16 protein-coding genes and 1 riboswitch are annotated in these 17,192 nt (G+C 69.2%); of the genes, 4 read left to right on the forward strand and 12 right to left on the reverse strand.

Going from position 1 to position 17,192, the window contains the following annotated elements; translation table 11 throughout:
* Positions 1 to 73: 73 nt before the first annotated feature.
* From H681_RS18040 to H681_RS18095, 12 genes are all read right to left on the reverse strand, one after another.
* Positions 74 to 739 (reverse strand): adenosylcobinamide-GDP ribazoletransferase, encoded by a 666-nt coding sequence (locus H681_RS18040; RefSeq protein WP_236620550.1) that lies wholly within the window; start codon positions 737 to 739, stop codon positions 74 to 76.
* A gap of 140 nt (positions 740 to 879) precedes the next feature.
* On the reverse strand, positions 880 to 1,470 hold the full coding sequence (gene cobC, locus H681_RS18045; protein WP_015478314.1) for an alpha-ribazole phosphatase family protein: 591 nt from the start codon (positions 1,468 to 1,470) through the stop codon (positions 880 to 882).
* A complete protein-coding gene (cobT, locus tag H681_RS18050) occupies positions 1,467 to 2,522 on the reverse strand; it encodes a nicotinate-nucleotide--dimethylbenzimidazole phosphoribosyltransferase (protein ID WP_015478315.1) in 1,056 nt (351 codons plus the stop codon). The genes cobC and cobT overlap by 4 nt, the downstream gene beginning before the upstream one ends.
* Complete coding sequence (gene cobU / locus H681_RS18055) at positions 2,519 to 3,040, reverse strand: bifunctional adenosylcobinamide kinase/adenosylcobinamide-phosphate guanylyltransferase (RefSeq protein ID WP_015478316.1); 522 nt, start codon at positions 3,038 to 3,040, stop codon at positions 2,519 to 2,521. The genes cobT and cobU overlap by 4 nt, the downstream gene beginning before the upstream one ends.
* 114 nt (positions 3,041 to 3,154) lie before the next feature.
* A complete protein-coding gene (locus H681_RS18060; protein WP_041712680.1) occupies positions 3,155 to 4,615 on the reverse strand; it encodes a cobyric acid synthase in 1,461 nt (486 codons plus the stop codon).
* A 50-nt stretch (positions 4,616 to 4,665) separates the two neighbouring features.
* Positions 4,666 to 5,667 carry a threonine-phosphate decarboxylase CobD gene (gene cobD / locus H681_RS18065; RefSeq protein ID WP_015478318.1) on the reverse strand — a complete coding sequence of 334 codons (1,002 nt, stop codon included), beginning with the start codon at positions 5,665 to 5,667 and terminating at the stop codon, positions 4,666 to 4,668.
* Positions 5,668 to 6,597: an adenosylcobinamide-phosphate synthase CbiB gene (gene cbiB / locus H681_RS18070; RefSeq protein ID WP_015478319.1), complete on the reverse strand. Its 930-nt coding sequence runs from the start codon at positions 6,595 to 6,597 to the stop codon at positions 5,668 to 5,670.
* On the reverse strand, positions 6,594 to 7,244 hold the full coding sequence (gene bluB / locus H681_RS18075; protein ID WP_015478320.1) for a 5,6-dimethylbenzimidazole synthase: 651 nt from the start codon (positions 7,242 to 7,244) through the stop codon (positions 6,594 to 6,596). The genes cbiB and bluB overlap by 4 nt, the downstream gene beginning before the upstream one ends.
* Positions 7,245 to 7,250: 6 nt before the next feature.
* Entirely contained in the window at positions 7,251 to 8,546 is a 1,296-nt protein-coding gene (locus tag H681_RS18080; RefSeq protein ID WP_015478321.1) for a cobyrinate a,c-diamide synthase, read from the reverse strand.
* Positions 8,547 to 8,574: 28 nt separating this feature from the next.
* A complete protein-coding gene (gene cobO, locus H681_RS18085; RefSeq protein WP_015478322.1) occupies positions 8,575 to 9,186 on the reverse strand; it encodes a cob(I)yrinic acid a,c-diamide adenosyltransferase in 612 nt (203 codons plus the stop codon).
* Positions 9,187 to 9,200: 14 nt separating this feature from the next.
* Positions 9,201 to 11,045, reverse strand: a complete 1,845-nt coding sequence (gene btuB / locus H681_RS18090) for a TonB-dependent vitamin B12 receptor (protein WP_015478323.1) — start codon at positions 11,043 to 11,045, stop codon at positions 9,201 to 9,203.
* Between the two features lie 112 nt (positions 11,046 to 11,157).
* Positions 11,158 to 11,382: riboswitch (cobalamin riboswitch) on the reverse strand.
* Positions 11,383 to 11,404: 22 nt separating this feature from the next.
* On the reverse strand, positions 11,405 to 13,450 hold the full coding sequence (locus tag H681_RS18095) for an FUSC family protein (RefSeq protein ID WP_051070444.1): 2,046 nt from the start codon (positions 13,448 to 13,450) through the stop codon (positions 11,405 to 11,407).
* Between the two features lie 133 nt (positions 13,451 to 13,583).
* On the opposite strand from H681_RS18095, the gene H681_RS18100 reads away from it, so the two are divergent.
* From H681_RS18100 to H681_RS18115, 4 genes are read left to right on the forward strand one after another with little or no spacing between them, the layout of a single operon-like run.
* Entirely contained in the window at positions 13,584 to 14,732 is a 1,149-nt protein-coding gene (locus tag H681_RS18100; protein ID WP_015478325.1) for an ABC transporter permease, read from the forward strand.
* Complete coding sequence (locus H681_RS18105) at positions 14,729 to 15,514, forward strand: ABC transporter ATP-binding protein (RefSeq protein WP_015478326.1); 786 nt, start codon at positions 14,729 to 14,731, stop codon at positions 15,512 to 15,514. The genes H681_RS18100 and H681_RS18105 overlap by 4 nt, the downstream gene beginning before the upstream one ends.
* Complete coding sequence (locus tag H681_RS18110) at positions 15,515 to 16,453, forward strand: MlaD family protein (protein WP_015478327.1); 939 nt, start codon at positions 15,515 to 15,517, stop codon at positions 16,451 to 16,453.
* Positions 16,450 to 17,088: an ABC-type transport auxiliary lipoprotein family protein gene (locus tag H681_RS18115; protein ID WP_015478328.1), complete on the forward strand. Its 639-nt coding sequence runs from the start codon at positions 16,450 to 16,452 to the stop codon at positions 17,086 to 17,088. The genes H681_RS18110 and H681_RS18115 overlap by 4 nt, the downstream gene beginning before the upstream one ends.
* Positions 17,089 to 17,192 lie beyond the last annotated feature (104 nt).

A 17,192-nucleotide genomic window follows, 5' to 3' on the forward strand; every position in this document is an offset into this window, starting at 1 on the left:
GGAGCCATGCGGTTCGCGAGCAAGCTCGCTCCTACAACACGTCCAGCCCACCCGCATAACCGCGGGGACATGATCAGACCGCCAGCGCCACCAGCACTGCGCACTCGATCAGCTCCACCATCGCCCCGGCGGTATCCCCGGTGGTACCGCCCAGGCGGGCGATGAAGCGGCGGCGCAGCCAGACGAAGACCACCAGCGCAACCGCCACCGCAAGCATTCCGGGCAACCCCATCACCACCATCAGCGCGGCGTTGCCCGCCAGCATCCAGGGTGTCGCCCGGCGCGGCAAGTGGTCCGCCAGCGCCTGCCCGAGGCCGCCGCGGCGGGCGTACTCGGTGCTGAAGAACAGCAAAGGCAATGCACAACGTCCCAGCCACGGCGCCAGCAGCAGCGCCCAGTACTGGTGGTTGCCGAGCACCGCGGCAAGCGCGGCGAACTTCAGCAGCAACACCACGACCAGCGTCACCACCGCCGCAGGCCCGCAGCACGGATCCTTCATGATCGCCAGGGTGCGCTCGCGATCGCCCAGGCCGCCGACCCAGGCATCCGCCGTATCGGCCAGGCCATCCAGGTGCAGCGCACCGCTGATCAGGACCCACAGCGCCAGCAACAGCGCCGCCTGCAACAGCAGGTGCACGTTGACCAGCAACTCGCCCACGCCCATCAGCAGCCCGCCGATCAGCAACCCCACCAGCGGATAGAACAGCGTCGCCCGGCCGAACTGTTCCGGCGTGGGCATCTGCGTGAAACGCACCGGCAGGCGGGTGAGGAACTGCAGCGCCACCAGGGGCAGGCACCAGTCGCTGAGCGGGCCGGCGGGCGGGGAAGTGGGTAGGTCACCCGGCGTTGGCACGGGCTCATCTCGTTCGGGTTGTTCGCTCATCGCCGTTCCGCCTGCTGGATTCGCCAGCCTTCGCCTTCACGCGCCACGGCCAGCGACAGGCACTGGCCGTGATCGACCACCACCTCCAGCAAACGCCGGGCCGGCAAGCCACCAGCCAATGCCCCCAGCAGGCGCATCACGCCACCGTGGGTCACCACCAGTACACAGGCGCCGGCGTGGTCGCGGTGTAACCGCTCCAGTGCGCGGAATACGCGGAGTTCGAAGTCACCCAACGGCTCGCCGTCGGGCGGAGGAAACGCGTAGGGATCGGACCAGAAACGCCCCAGCGCCTGGGCATCGCTTTCCATCAGCTTAGCTGGCGAAAGGCCTTCCCATTGGCCGAAGTCCAGCTCGCGCAGGTCGGCGTCCAGGCTCAGCGGCAGCCCGTGGCGGCCCGCCAGTTCCTGCGCGAACGCGGCGCAGCGGCGCAGCGGCGAGCTGACCACCGCCGACCAGCGGCACGCCTCGCCAACCGTCGCCCGCATCTGTGCCCAACCGGTTTCAGTCAGCGCATCGTCCAGGCGCCCGCGAAAGCCGCCGCCCTGCTCGGTTTCGCCGTGGCGCAGCAGGTCCAGGAACAGCGTCATGCCGGGCGATCCGACACCGCCGCCTCGGCGAAGGTGGCCATGCCGCTGTGCAGCCGGCAGGCCTGGCGCAGCAGCGGCACCGCCAGCGCCGCGCCGCTGCCCTCGCCCAGGCGCAGGCCGAGGTCCAGCAGCGGCTGCGCGTTGAGCGCGCTGAGCACACGGTCGTGCCCCGGTTCCGCACCGGCATGGGCGAACAGCAGCCAGTCGCGGCAATTGGGGTTGAGGTGCGTGGCGCACAGCGCAGCCGTGCTGCAGATGAAGCCGTCCACCAGCGCCGGAATGCCTTTCTGCGCGCAGGCAAGGTAAGCGCCGGCCAGCGCGGCAATCTCGAAACCGCCGAGGCGGCACAGCGCTTCGAAAGGCTCGTCGCACTGGGGGCGGTGCAAGGCCAAGGCACGCTCGATCACTTCGACCTTGCGCGCCACCCCCTGCGCATCCAGCCCGGTACCGGGGCCGACCAGCGCCTGCGCCGGTTCATCCAGCAGCGCGCAGGCCAGCGCGGCCGCCGCGCTGGTATTGCCGATACCCATCTCGCCGCCGATGAACAGCTCCGCGCCGGCCTGCTGCGCCCGGCGCACCGACTCGCGCCCGGCTTCCAGGGCGGTCAGGCACTGCGCAGCGGTCATCGCCGGCGACCGGGTGAAGTTCGCGGTGCCGGCGCCAACCATCAGGTGCAGCACACCCGGCAGCGGTTCCAGCGGCGTCGCCGTGCCGAGGTCGATCACCTCCAGGTGCGCCTCGAGATCACGCGCCAGCACGCTGATCGCCGCGCCGCCGCGCACGAAGTTGCGCAGCATCTCGACGGTCACCGCCTGCGGATAGGCCGATACGCCCTCGGCCACCACGCCGTGGTCACCGGCGAACAGGGCGATCCAGAGGTGTTCCAGCGTCGGCCGCTCGCGGCCCTGCAGGCCGGCCAGACGGATGGTTTCCTCTTCCAGGCGGCCCAGCGCGCCGCGCGGCTTGGTCAACCGGTCCTGGCGCGCGGCGGCCTTGTCCTGCGCCACGCGGTCGATCGGCTGGGTACCTTGCAGCCACCATTGCAGACTCATAACGCATTCCCCTTCAACACCGTGGGCAGGCCGGCGACGGTAAACACCACGCGCTCGCAGACCTCGGCCAGCGACTGGTGCAGCCAGCCGGCCTCGTCGACATAGCGGCGGCTGAGCTCGCCCATCGGCACCACGCCCAGCCCGGTTTCGTTGCTGACCAGGATGATCCGTCCCGGCAGGCGCGGCAGCGCCTCCAGCAGCGCATCGATCTCGCCGCGCAGGCGCCAGCCGTCTTCATGCAGCAGCAGGTTGGTGACCCAGAGGGTCAGGCAATCCACCAGCACGCAGCGCTGTGGATCGGCCAGGCGCTCCAGCGCCCCGGCCAGGGCCAGCGGCTCCTCCACCAGCCCCCACTGCGCGGGACGGCGCTCGCGGTGCTGGAGGATGCGCGTAGACATCTCGCCATCGCCGGCCTGGGCCGTGGCGACATAGGTGACCGGCAGGCCGCTTTGCAGCGCCAGGCGCTCGGCCAGGCGGCTCTTGCCCGAACGGGCGCCGCCGAGGATCAGTTCAAGCATGTTGTCTCCGGATAAATCGATATCTGCAGGAGCGAGCTTGCTCGCGAACCGCCCGACCCCGGCGCGTTCGAGGAAATTTGTTCGCGAGCAAGCTCGCTCCTACGAAGAGCCCCCCTACAGCCCGCATAGTGCTTTCAATCGTGCAGTATCCAGATGCGCCTCGACCTGGTCGGCCAGGCGCTCGATGTCGCGCTCACGCAGCGCGTGGTAATCGATGCTCCGCACCTCGCGCAATCCCGCCCAGCGCAGCAGCGCCGAGCAGGCGGCCGGCGACTCGAACAGCCCGTGCAGGTAGGTGCCCAGCACCTGGCCGTCCGCACTCACGGCGCCATCGGCGCGACCATCGCCCAGGCGGACGGCGGGACATTCCAGCGCCGGGCCTTCGCTGACGCCGGCATGAATCTCGTACCCGGCCACCTCGGCATCCTCCAGCGCCAACCGGCCGCGGACATTGCGCAGTTGCTTCTCCGGCTCCAGCACGGTGCGGAAGTCCAGCAGGCCGAGGCCGTCGCTCTCCCCCGCCGCGCCTTCCAGTCCATGCGGGTCGGCCAGGGTCTGTCCCAGCATCTGCAACCCTCCACAGATCCCCAGCAGCTTGCCGCCATAGCGCAGGTGGCGCTGGATCGCCGTATCCCACCCCTGCTCGCGGAGGAAGGCAAGGTCGGCTCGAACGCTCTTGGAGCCGGGCAGGATGATCAGGTCCGTCGGCGGCCGCGGCTGCCCCGGCCCGACGAAGCTCAGCTCCACCTGTGGGTGCAAACGCAGCGGGTCGAAATCGGTGTGATTGCTGATGCGCGGCAGCACCGGTACCGCCACGCGCAGACATTCGCCGCTCTTGGCGGTCTGGCGGAGGTCGATGGCGTCCTCGGCTTCCAGGTGGAAATCCATCAGGTATGGCAGCACGCCCAGCACCGGCACGCCGGTGCGCTGTTCCAGCCAGTCGAGGCCGTTCTGCAACAGCGCGATGTCGCCCCGGAAGCGGTTGATCACGAAGCCCTTCACCCGCGCCCGCTCGCTCACGGACAGCAACTCCAGGGTGCCGACCAGATGCGCGAACACGCCGCCACGGTCGATGTCCGCGACGAGGATCACCGGGCAGTCCACCGCCTCGGCGAAGCCCATGTTGGCGATGTCGTTGGTGCGCAGGTTGATCTCTGCCGGCGAGCCCGCGCCTTCCACCATGACCACCGGGTACTGCGCGGCGAGACGCGCGTGCGACTCCAGCACCGCCTGCATCGCCACCCGCTTGTAGTCGTGGTAGGCGGCGGCGTTCATGCTGGTCACCGCGCGGCCGTGGATGACCACCTGGGCGCCGATGTCGCTGTTGGGCTTGAGCAGCACCGGGTTCATGTCGGTGTGCGGTGCCAATCCACAGGCCTGGGCCTGGACCGCCTGGGCGCGGCCGATCTCGCCGCCGTCGGCGGTGACCGCGCTGTTGAGCGCCATGTTCTGCGGCTTGAACGGCGCCACCGCCACGCCCTGGCGACGCAGCCAGCGGCACAGCGCCGTCACCAGGGTGCTCTTGCCGGCGTCGGAGGTGGTGCCCTGCACCATCAATGTCGTGCCCTGCACCATCAATGTCGCACCCTGATCCATCAGCCTCTCGGCCTGCCCCGTCGGCGAGGTCATCGCAGGTTCTCCATCTGCTTGAAGGTGTGCAAACCATGCTCCAGGCGCCGCCAGCCCTCCTCGTCCGCCGGCAGGCCGAAGCGCAGGCTGGCGGGCGAGTCGAACAGGCGCACGAGAATCCCTTGGCGCGCCAGGTGCTCGCGCAGTACCGGGCTCTGCATCGACACCACCCACTGGAACAGCGACGTGCCGCCCTGGGGGGCGAAACCATGCTCGCCGAGCAGCCCCGCCAGACGCCGGCTGGCCTCGGCCAGGTCGCGGCGGCGCTGGATGTGTTCGTGGAGATCGCCCAGCACCGCCTGCGCCGCCCAACGCGTCGGACCGTTCACCGCCCAGGGCCCGAGCGACTGCGCAAGGCCCGCCAGCAGGCGCGGTTCGGCGAAAGCGAATCCCAGCCGCGCGCCGGCCAGGCCGAAGAACTTGCCGAAGGATCGCAGCACCACCAGCCCCGGCCGGGTTGCGCAACGGGGGGCCAGGCTCTGCTCCGGGGTACAGTCCATGAAGGCTTCGTCCACCACCAGCCAGCCGCCGCGCTCGTGCAACCGCGCGTGCCACTCCAGCAGAACGCCGGGATCGATGCGTCGGCCGGTGGGGTTGTTCGGGTTGACCACCACCAGCACATCGAAACGCTCCAGGTGATGCGTCACTTCGTGATCGCCGACTTCCCGCAGGATATGCCCGGCGCTACGCCAGGCATGGGCATGCTCGGCATAACAGGGCGAGACCACGCCGACCTTGCCCGGCCGGCGCAGCCTCGGCAGCAACTGGATGGCCGCCTGGCTGCCGGACAGCGGCAGCAGCGTCTCGGCGCCATAGTAGCGGCGCGCGGCGGCTTCCAGGCCATCGTCGTCTTCCGGCAGGCGCATCCAGGCGCTGGCCGGGATGTTCGGCAGGCTCCAGGGCCAGGGCGAGATGCCGGTGGACAGGTCCAGCCACTCCGCCAGCGGGATGCCATAGTGCTGCGCCGCCCGGCGCAACCGGCCACCATGTTCGAGCATTCAGAGCACTCCCGGAATCAGGATGAGCGCCAGCCACAGCAGCACGCCCTGGCGCACCAGGGCCAGCGCGCGCCAGATGTCCGCCGCGCTCGGCGCCGGGCCTTCGCCCAGTTGCGGACGTTCATGCAGCGCGCCGTGGTAGCGCGCCGCACCGCCCAGCGCGACACCCAGGGCGCCGGCACCGGCGGCCATCACCGGGCCGGCGTTGGGGCTGTCCCATTGCGGCGCCTGCGTGCGCCAGCAGCGCAGTGCCAGGCGGGTCTGCCCGAGCAGCGCGTAGGTCAGCGCCACCAGTCGCGCCGGGATGTAATTGAGCACATCGTCGATCTTCGCCGCCGCCCAGCCGAAGCGTTCGAAGCGCGCGTTGCGATAACCCCACATCGCATCGAGGGTATTGCTCAGCCGATACAGCACCACGCCCGGAGCGCCGGCCACGGCGAACCAGAACAGCGCGGCGAACACCGCGTCGCTGCCGTTCTCCAGCACCGACTCGGTGGCCGCGCGGGCCACGGCGGTCTCGTCCAGCGCGGAGGTTTCGCGGCTGACCATGCAACCCACGCGCAGACGCGCTTCGTTCAGATCGCCGCCGCGCAATGCCAGGGCCACCGGTTCGGCGTGCTCACCCAGGCTGCGCAGGCCCAGCGCGGCATACAGGGCGAGCGCCTGGACCAGCCAGCCGACCTGGGGCAGCAGGCTCAGCAACCCTGCGATCAAGGTCAGCGGAATGACCGCGAGCACCCAGGCGGTAACGCCATGACTGCGCCAGCCCAGACCGGGCGTGTCGGCCGCCGCATCCGTGCGCGATCGATTGAAGCGCCGCTCCAGTCGATCGGCGAAGCGCCCGAAGGCCACCAGCGGGTGCCAGCGCTTCGGCTCGCCCAGCAGCGCGTCCAGCGCCACCCCGAGCACACTCAACAGCGCCAGGCTCATGGCTGCTCCCCCCAGTGGTTCTCGAACAGCAGCTCGCCGAGCGGGCGCGGCTGCCGCCAGCCCTCCAGGGCCAGCATCGGCGCCGGGTAGAACTCGCTCACCGGCCCGAGGCAGATCACCGCCACCGCTTCGGCCCCGACGGGCAGGCCGAGCAGTTCGCCCAAGGCGGCCGGGTCGAACAACGACACCCAACCCATGCCCAGGCCCTCCGCGCGGGAGGCGAGCCAGAGGTTCTGGAGGGCGCAGGCCAGCGAGGCCAGGTCCATCTGCGGCAGCGTGCGGCGGCCGAACACATGCGCCTCGCGGCCGTCCATCAGCGCGGCGACCAGCACTTCGGCGCAGTCGAGCACCCCCTCCACCTTCAGCCGCATGAATTCGGCGGAGCGTTCGCCCAACGCCTCGGCGGTGCGCACACGTTCGTCCTCCACCAGTTGGTGGATCGACTGGCGCAACGCCCTGGCGGTGATACGGATGAACCGCCACGGCTGCATCAGGCCGACGCTGGGCGCCTGATGGGCGGCCTCCAGCAGACGGGCAAGCAGCTCGGGCGCCACCTCGCCGCCGCTGAAGTGGCGCATGTCGCGGCGCTCGGCAATGGCGCGGTAGAGCGCGGCGCGTTCTTCAAGGCTGTAGGCGTGCTGAGTCATGGTCGGTCATGGTCGAAACAGGGCCACCGCGGCGTCCGGAGCGGACGGCAGGTAGAAGTGGATGTAGGACGCGGTAAGCCGGCCACGACGGAACACCGCCTCGGCCACCGGTTTGTCGTTCGGACAGACGCCACGGGCCAGCGGTGGTTCCGGGCTGTCCAGCAGCGAATGGTGGAAGGTGTGGCCGCGCAGCGTGCCTTCGGGCAGCGCCACGGCCTGCAGCGCCAGTGCCGCCAGGCGCTTCTGCAGGCGTGCCTCGCCGGGCAGCAGGCCGAGCAGTTCGGCGCGTACGCCATCCACGTCGGCCAGCGCGTCGAGCAGATAGAGCATGCCCCCGCACTCGGCGAGGATCGGCTTTCCCGCGTCATGGTGAGCACGGATCGCCTGGGACATGGAGAGGTTTTCCGCCAGCGCGCGCAGGTGCAATTCCGGGTAGCCGCCGGGCAGGTAGAGGCTGTCCACCGCAGGCAGCGCCTTGTCGCACAATGGCGAGAAGAACACCAGCTCGGCCCCCAGTGCGCGCAGCAGATCGAGGTTCGCCTGGTAGAGGAAGGCGAAGGCGTTGTCCCGCGCCACGCCGATCCGCACGCCGTCGAGACGACCGAGCGCGGCGCGCGGCCCGGCTGCCGCGAAGCACACCGGCGCCGGCAGCTCGGTACTGGCGCTGGCGGCCAGGGCATCGGCGGCGGCGTCCAGGCGGGCGTCGAGGTCGGCCAGTTCGTCGGCCTGCACCAGGCCCAGGTGACGGCTGGGCAGTTCCACCTCGGTGTCGCGCGGCAGCGCGCCATACCAGCGGATCCATTCCGGCAGGCTGTCGCGCACCAGGTCGCGGTGGCGCTGGCTGCCGATGCGGTTGGCGAGCACGCCGGAGAATGGCAGGTCGCTCTGGTAGGTAGCCATGCCGACCGCCAGCGCGCCGAAGGTCTGGGCCATCGACTGGCCGTTGATCACCGCCATCACCGGCACGTCGAAGCGGCGGGCGAGATCGGCCGCCGAGGGCGAACCGTCGAACAGCCCCATCACGCCTTCGATCAGGATCAGGTCGGCCTCGCCGGCGGCTTCCCAAAGCAACCGCCGGCTCTCGTCCTCGCCGACCATCCACAGGTCCAACTGGTAGACCGGCGCGCCGCTGGCGCGGGCGAGGATCATCGGGTCGAGGAAATCCGGCCCGCACTTGAACACCCGCACCTGGCGTCCAAGGCGCGTGTGCAGGCGTGCCAAGGCGGCGGTCACGGTGGTCTTGCCCTGGCCGGAGGCCGGGGCGGCGATCAGGAGTGCGGGGCACTGACGGGAGTCGGACATCAGGTGCGTTCCGGCACGACGGCAGCCATCAGAACTCCACCCCTTTCTGCGCCTTGATCCCGGCCTTGAAGGCATGCTTCACCAGGCCCATCTCGGTCACGGTGTCGGCCGCCTCGACCATCGCCGGCAGCACGCCACGCCCGGTGGCGACCACATGCTGCATCGGTGGACGGGCGGCGATGTCGGCGAGCACGCTGTCCAGCGCCAGGTAACCGTGCTTGAGGGCGATGTTCACCTCGTCCAGCACCACCAGGCCGACCTGCGGATCGCCCAGCAACTGGCGGGCGACGTCCCAGGCCTCGCGGGCCTTGGCGATGTCGCGCTGGCGGTCCTGGGTCTCCCAGGTGAAGCCCTCGCCCATCACGTGGTAGCTGACCTCTTCGGGGAAACGCCGGAAGAAGGCCTCCTCGCCGGTGGTGGCGGCGCCCTTGATGAACTGCACCACGCCCACCTTCATGCCGTGGCCCAAGGCGCGGGCGACCATGCCGAAGGCCGAGCTGCTCTTGCCCTTGCCGTTGCCGCTGTGGACCAGGAACACACCACGCTCGCCCTGGGCCTGGGCGATCTTCTCGTCGACCACGGTTTTCTTGCGCTGCATGCGCGAACGGTGGCGTTCGTCCTTTTCCGGGGATTCGCTCATCGGTCTCTCTCCTCTCAAAGGGCCTGGTAGCGCACGCCGAAGAGTACGGCGCGGCCGGGCTGCTCATAGCCCAGGGTGGTCTGGTAATCGGCGTCGAACAGGTTGCTCAGGCGCGCCTGCAGACGCCACTCCGGGTTCAGTCGATACTCGCCGCGCAGGTCCAGGGTAGCGAAGCCGCCCAGGCGATTGCGGTTGGCCAGGTCATCGTAGCGGCGGCCTTCGGCGTGCAGGCTGGCGCCCAGGCTCAGCGCGTCGAGGCGCCGGTCGAGGTCCAGGTTGAACAACTGCCGGGCGCGGCGCGGCAGGTCGTTGCCACGGTTGCCGCTGGCGCGGCTTTCCGGGTCGAGCAGGCTGGCGTTGGCGTTCCACACCCAGTCCCGCCACTGGCTGCCCAGCTGCAGTTCGACACCGCGGATGCGCGCCTGGTCGATATTGTCCGGCGCACGCAATGCCGAGTCGTAGGCGATCAGGTCGTCGATCGCCGTGCGGTACAGGTTCACCGCCCAGTGGCCCCAGCCGTGGCGACCGTCCACGCCGAGTTCGACGCTGCGCGAGGTTTCCGCATCCAGGTCGGGGTTGCCGTAGCCAGGGTAATAGAGTTCGTTGAAGGTCGGCGCCTTGAACGCCGTACCGTAGCTGGCGAAGGCCCGTACGGCGTCGGTCAGCGCGTAGCCCCAGGCGAGGTTGCCGGTGTTGCGGCTGCCGAACTGCTGGTTGTCGTCGTGGCGCAGGCTCAGTTGCCAGTCATGCCGCCCCGCGCTGCCCAGGTACTGGGCGAAGGTGCCGCGGTTGTCGCGGGAGGTCAACGCATAGTCGGTGGAACTGCTTAGTTCATCCTGCTGCCAGTCGTAGCCCAGGGTCAGGGTGTGGCCGGGCGCGAGGTCCAGGTCGTTCTGCCAGGACGCGGTGTCGCGACGGCTGTCGAAGCGCGAGTAGAAGGCACCGTCCTGGTAGGCATCGGACTTGTCCTCGCTGCGCCCGGCGGACAGGCTCACCCGCCAGGGCTCCAGCGGCGCGAAGCGCGCGCGGCCGCCGATCACCCGCTGCACGCCATCGTTGTAGGCATCGAAGCCCTGGGTGCGGCGGCTGTTCACCGTGTCGAAGTCGTTGTGCGAATCGGTTTGCAGCAGGCTGCCGTCCAGCTCCAGGCCGTTGTCGAAACGGTAGCCGGCACGCAGCGAACCGGACAGGTTGCGGTAGCCGTCGCGGTCCGGCTCATGGCCGCTGGCACCGTTGGCCTTGGCGTCGATGCCAGCGGTATCCAGGCTCGATACGCCGAGGGCGAACCAGCCGCGACCGTTGCCGGCCGAGGCTCCGGCGCTGCCTTCGTAGGTGCTCTGGCTACCCGCCCCGGCGTAGACCCAGGGCTTGAAGCCCGGCTCCAGTGCCTGTCGGGTGAAGATCTGGATCACCCCGCCGATGGCCTCGGAACCGTACAGACTGGAACGCGGCCCGCGCACCACTTCGATGCGCTCGATCAGCGCCACCGGCAAGTCCTGCAAGGACGCACCGCCGGACGAAACCGAGCCGGCCTTGATGCCGTCGATCAGCACCAGCACATGGTCGGATTCGCTGCCGCGCAGGTAGAGGCTGGTGGCCTTGCCGGGGCCGCCGTTGCTGGCCAGGGAAATCCCCGGCAGCCGCCGCAGCAGGTCGGGCACCGATTGCGCCTGGCTGCGCTCGATGTCGGCGCGGTCCAGCACGCTGACCGAAGCGAGCGTCTGCTCGGCGCGGCGCTCGGTGCGCGTGGCGGTCACCAGTTGATCGTCGAGCACCAGCGGCGCTTCGTCCGCCGCCAGGCCGATGCAGGAGAAGCCGCCCAGCGCCAGGGCTGTCGGCCAATAGAGGAAATGCTTCACGTGAACTCACTCCGCCGCTCTCACCCGCGCGGCTCTGACCGAAAAAGGCAGGCGGAGGACGGTAGCGCCCCGGCGGTCGATCCGCCGGAACGCTCGACAGCGCCCACCGCGATGCCATGACATGCAGCAGGCCGGTCTCCGGGCTTGCGAGTGGGCCGTGACAGGCTCCTGAAACCGCGCCTTCCCATGCCGATGGCACAGTGGCGGAATGCGGTTCGATGCTCGCTTACCGTTGCGGGGGCAGCGCCGGACTGGTCGGACCGCGAGGTCGGACTTCACCGGCTTCCCTGTTTCACCCCCGACTTGCACCGGGGGCACCTGAAGCAGGCGCGCAGCTTAGTGGCTGTCGCCAGCCACGGTCAATTGCGGCGGCCTGTCGCTCCCAGGGTGACGAAGCGCACCGGTGCGTCGGCCGCAGCCTCCCGGCACCAGCGCAACCAGATCGAGCGCAATTGGCCGACGGCGGCCCGTGCCCGGCGGCGCTGGCCTTCCTCCAGCCAGCGATTGCCCTGCAACGCAGCCGACAGCGCCTCCTCGACTCCATCCAGCGCATGCTCCCGGTCGTTACGCGGCCCGCCGTCGAGCAGCAACTGCCGCAACCGCGCCAGATAAGAGTCCCGCGCGCGCCGCAGCGGCCCCCGCGCCGTGCCCAGGCTGTCGCGCAGGAACAGCAGTTCGTCCGCCAACGCCAGGCCGAACAGCCCTCCCCGCCATTGGGCGCGGCGTTCCCGCGGCAGGCCGTCCTGGTATTGCACCAGGCGCAGCAGGCGGTCGGCGCTGCGCCCGTCGAACCAGGCCTCCAGCCTGGGCAGCGGGCCACGAGTCAGCCGTGCCAGGTCGGCCAGCAGTGCGCCGAGCACTCGCCGGTAGTGGCGGCGCCCCGGCCGCAGCTCCACCAGGTTGAACACCAGCACCGCGAACCCCACGCCCAGCACCGTCGCCAACGCCGAATTGAGGAAGTGGTCGAGGTCGTAGACCATCTGGTTGCTCGGCCCCACGTTCTTCACGAAGAAGATGCAGAAGGCCGATGCCATTGCGGCGATGGCCGGCCGCGTCGTGCACAGCGCCGCGATGAACAGCGGTATGCCGAGTACGCTGTAGAGCGCCGTGAATCCTTCGCATCGCGGCAGGATCACCAGCACGGCAACCGCCGCCACGGGAATCGAGAGGAGGATGCCGCGCAGGAAGTTCAGGCCCGCGCCGGCTGGCTCGTCACGGCTGGCGAACAGGCTCAGCACCACACCGGTGATGGAAACCGCGCCCAGGCCGCTGGGCCAGGCACTGACCACCCAGAACCCCGCCACGCAGAGAAATGCCAGGGCGCTGCGCAGGCCGAACAGCAGCCCGCGCTCGACGTCCCGGTGCCAGACGATCAGCGCCGGCGCCTCGCGTGTCGCTTCACCGTAAAGCAGTACTTCCAGGCTGCGCCGGGATTGCCGGCCCCGATCCAGCACCGCCAGCAGAGATTCCAGGTAATCGCGCTCCTGTGCACCTACGACGTTCTCCAGCGCACCGAGCAGATGCTCCCGGCAGGCGGTGAAGTCGGGCTGTTGCGCATTCTCCAGGCACTTGCGCACCTGCTCGCGCCAGGGGCGCACGGCCAGCTCGACGGCGGCGTCGAGCAACCGTCCCTCCCGCGCAACCCGGCGCGCGGCGCGCAGCAGGCCGAGCAGGGCGGCATTGAGCCCACGCAACGCAGGCACTCGCCGACGCCCCGTCGGACCTTCGAACCACGCCTGCTCCTGCCGCCCATCCAGCTCCAGAATGCTGCCCAGGGTAGCGATCAGCGCCGCGTGTTCATCGGTGCCCAGCATTTCCGCGGACGCCGCCTTCAGCGTCGACGACCAGACCTTGCGCGCCTGCTCGAGCAACTGCTGCTCCGTGCTGCGCGGCCACAGCAGCACGCTGACCAGGGAAGCACAGGCAATGCCCAGGCCGATCTCCGAACAGCGGGCCACGGCCTGGTCGAAGACCATCAGCGGCGCGGCCGAGGCTGGCAGGGCAACGATCGCGGCGGTATAGCCGGCCAGCACGAAGCCGTAGGACGAGAAATTGCGCAGCATCGACGCCCCGGCGGTGCAGAACGCCAGCCATAGCGCCATCGCCAGCAGGAACGGCAAGGGCGCCTGCCCCAGCCAGGCGACCAGGGCCACCGACATGGCCGCCCCCGTCAGCGTGCCAAGCAGGCGGAACACGCTCTTGGCCAGCACCATGCCGCTCAACGGCTGGCTGACCACGAACACCGTGACCAGCGCCCATTGCGGCTGCTGCAACTGGAAGACGAACGCCAGGTAGAGAGCGATCCCGCCCGCCAGCACCGCCTTGATGGCGAACTGCAGATCGACCACCCGGGGGCGTAAGATGGCCTGGGCGAATGCAGACAACGAAGGAGGCAGAGCAGGCATGGCAAGACCACCGGCAGGAAACCGACCGGGCGAATTTTAGTTAGCTTGCTAACAAAGTCCAGAAATATCCCGTTACGAGAACCAGGCCCACCCGACGAATGGCTCCATCGAAGAACTTCGCTAGACTCCCTGCATGATCGCGCCCGCTCAAGCCGGCCAGCTTCGGCTGGACTCATCCGCCACCCAGACACTGCTGCACGTCAGCGGCGACTGGACGCTCGCCCATTTCACCAGCCTGCAGCAACAGATGCGCGGGCTGGCTGAGCAGCGACAGAACATCGCCACCCTCGACTTCAGCGAACTCGGCGCCCTCGACACCGCCGGCGCCGCGCTGCTCGCCGAAGTCATCGGCGGCGCGCGGATGAGCCAGCTCGAGCAGATCGCCCGCAACCTGCCGCCCGAGCGCCAGGCGCTGCTGCGCACCGTGGGCGGCGCCATCACCCAGTGCCGGCTCGATGAAAAGGCACCGCCACCGGGCAACGCGCTGGTCGACATACTCGAACGCATCGGCATCGCCACCGTCACCTTCTGGGATCACCTGGTCGGCGTTCTCGGCTTCATCGGCCTGACCCTGCAGACGCTGATGCGCAGCCTGCTGCGGCCTCGCCGCTGGCGCATCACCTCGCTGGCCGCGCACATGGAACAGACCGGCCTGGACGCCGTGCCCATCGTCGCCCTGCTGACCTTCATGGTCGGCGCGGTGGTGGCCTTCCTCGGCGCCACGGTGCTGCAGAAGTTCGGCGCGGCGATCTACACCGTCGACCTGGTGGGCTTCTCCTTCCTTCGCGAATTCGGCGTGCTGCTCACCGCCATCCTCCTGGCGGGCCGTACCGCCAGCGCCTTCACCGCGCAGATCGGCTCGATGAAGGCCAACCAGGAGATCGACGCCATCCAGGCCCAGGGCCTGGATCCGGTGGAGCTGCTGGTCCTGCCCCGGGTGCTCGCACTGCTGCTGGCCCTGCCGCTGCTGACCTTCCTGGCGATGATCGCCGGCATCTTCGGCGGCGGCGTGGTCTGCGCCCTGAGCCTGGACATCTCGCCGCGCATGTTCCTCTACATGCTGCAGAACGACATCGCCGTGCAGCACTTCCTGGTGGGCATCGTCAAAGCCCCGGTGTTCGCCTTCATCATCGCCGTGATCGGTTGCCTGGAAGGCTTCCGCGTCAGCGGCAGCGCACAGTCGGTGGGCGAACACACCACCTCCGCCGTAGTCCAGTCGATCTTCGTGGTGATCCTGCTGGACGCCATGTTCGCGCTGTTCTTCATGGAGATGGGCTGGTGAGCGAACCAATCATCGTCGTCCGCGACCTGGCCAACCGCTTCGGCACCCACGCCGTGCACGAGCACCTCGACCTGGATGTGATGAAGGGCGAGATCCTCGGCGTGGTCGGCGGCTCGGGCACCGGCAAGTCGGTGCTGCTGCGCAGCATCATCGGCCTGCGCCAGCCCAGCGAAGGCAGCGTCCAGGTGTTCGGCCAGAACCTGCTGGAACTGCCGCCGGCGCAGCGCTCGAAGCTGGAGCGACGCTTCGGCGTCCTGTTCCAGAACGGCGCGCTGTTCTCCTCGCTGAGCGTGAGCGAGAACATCTGCCTGCCGCTGATCGAGCATGCGGGCCTGTCCCGCGCCGACGCCGAGTTCATGGCCAAGGTGAAGATCTCCCTCGCCGGCCTGCCGCCGGATGCCGGCGCCAAGTACCCCGCCGAACTCTCCGGCGGCATGGTCAAGCGCGCCGCCCTGGCCCGCGCCCTGGCGCTGGACCCGGACATCCTGTTCCTCGACGAACCCACTGCAGGGCTCGACCCCATCGGCGCCGCGGCCTTCGACCAACTCATCCTGACCCTGCGCGACGCCTTCGGCCTCACCGTGTTCCTGGTCACCCACGACCTGGACACCCTCTACACCATCTGCGACCGCGTTGCCGTGCTTTCGCAAAAGCGCGTGCTGGTAGTGGGGCCGCTGGATCAGGTCGCCGAGACCAACGACGCCTGGGTGCAGGACTACTTCCACGGCCCACGCGGCCGTGCCGCGCTGCAGGCCACCGAACACCTGCGGGAGGAAAGCTGAATGGAAACCCGTGCCCATCACGTGCTGATCGGCCTGTTCACCCTGATCGTCTCGATCGGCGCACTGCTCTTCGCGCTGTGGCTGGCGCAGTCGAGCAACGACCAGAAGTTCAAGTTCTACGATGTGATCTTCAACGAAGCGGTGACCGGCCTCTCCGAAGGCGGCACCGTGCAGTACAGCGGCATCCGCGTGGGAGACGTGGTCTCCCTGCGCCTGGATCCGAACGATCCGCGCAAGGTCCGCGCGCGCATCCGCGTCTACGACAGTACACCGATCCGCGAAGACACCCGCGCCAAGCTGGCGCTCACCGGCGTCACCGGCCAGGCCATCATCCAGCTTTCCAGCGCCGCCCAGGACAGCCCGCCGCTGGTCAGCCAGGACGGCAGCATCCCGGTGATCAAGACCATCCCCTCGCCACTGGCCAAGCTCCTGGCCAATGGCGAAGACATCGCCACCAACGTCAACACCCTGCTCGCCAACGCCAGCCGGCTGTTCTCCCAGGAGAACGTCGACCACATCAGCCGCACCCTCGACCACATGGACCAGGCCACCAGCGTGATCGCCGAGCAGCGCGCCGACATCCGCCAGACCATCAAGGAAATGGCCGCCGCCAGCGAACAGGCGCGCATCACCCTGGCCAACGCCAGTGCACTGCTCGAACGCGCCAACCAGACCCTCGGCAGCCGCGGTCCGGCCATCCTCGACGACACCCAGAAGACCCTGGCCGCCTTGCGCGTCAGCAGCGAGCGGATCGAGCAGTTGCTCAACAACAACTACGACGCGGTGAACGGCGGCCTCAGCGGACTGGGCGAAATCGGCCCCGCCGTGCGCGAACTGCGCGCCACCCTGGAGGACCTGCGCGGCGTCACCCGGCGCCTGCAGGAAAACCCCGCTGGCTACCTGCTCGGCCGCGAACGCAACAAGGAGTTCCAGCCATGATCGCCCTTCCCCGCCTGCTCGGTGTCGCCGCCCTGCTCGGACTGCTCAGTGCCTGCTCGATTCTTCCGGAAGCGGAAACCCCGGACTTCTACCTGCTGCCGGCCGCCCAGCAACCGCAGCGCAACAACGCGGCTGTGGACTGGTCACTGCGGGTCAGCGCGCCCAGTGCGAGCCTCGCACTGGACAGCAACCGCATCGCCGTGATCCCGCAGGGCAATCAGCTCAGCAGCTACCAGGGCGCGCGCTGGAGCAACCGAGCCCCCGGCCTGCTGCGCGATCGCCTGCTCGACGCCTTCACCGCCAACGGCAGCATCCGAGCCTTGAGCAGCGACGAAAACAGCCTGCAGGCCGACCTCGACCTCACCGGCGAACTGCGCGCCTTCCAGAGCGAATACCAGAACGGTGAACCGGTGATCCACATCCGCTACGACGCGCGCCTGGTGCGCACGCTCGGCCAGCGCATCGTCGCCTCGCGCAGCTTCGAGGTCCGCCAGGCGGTGGACGGCAAGCAGGTGGCGGAAGTGGTCACCGCCTTCGGCAAGGCCGCCGACCAGCTCGCCGCGCAGGTGGTGGAGTGGACGCTGCAGCAGGGGCAGGCGCAGCAGATCGGGCAGCCAGCCCAAGCCGACAACTGAGCCGTGGCCTGAGCTGATTGATACCGGCAGGGGCCGCCCGCGAGCCGTCTATTGCACAAAGGCACGGATTATCTGTAGGAGCGAGCTTGCTCGCGCACGAGCGC

This window comes from Pseudomonas sp. ATCC 13867 (assembly GCF_000349845.1).
GTDB lineage: Bacteria > Pseudomonadota > Gammaproteobacteria > Pseudomonadales > Pseudomonadaceae > Pseudomonas.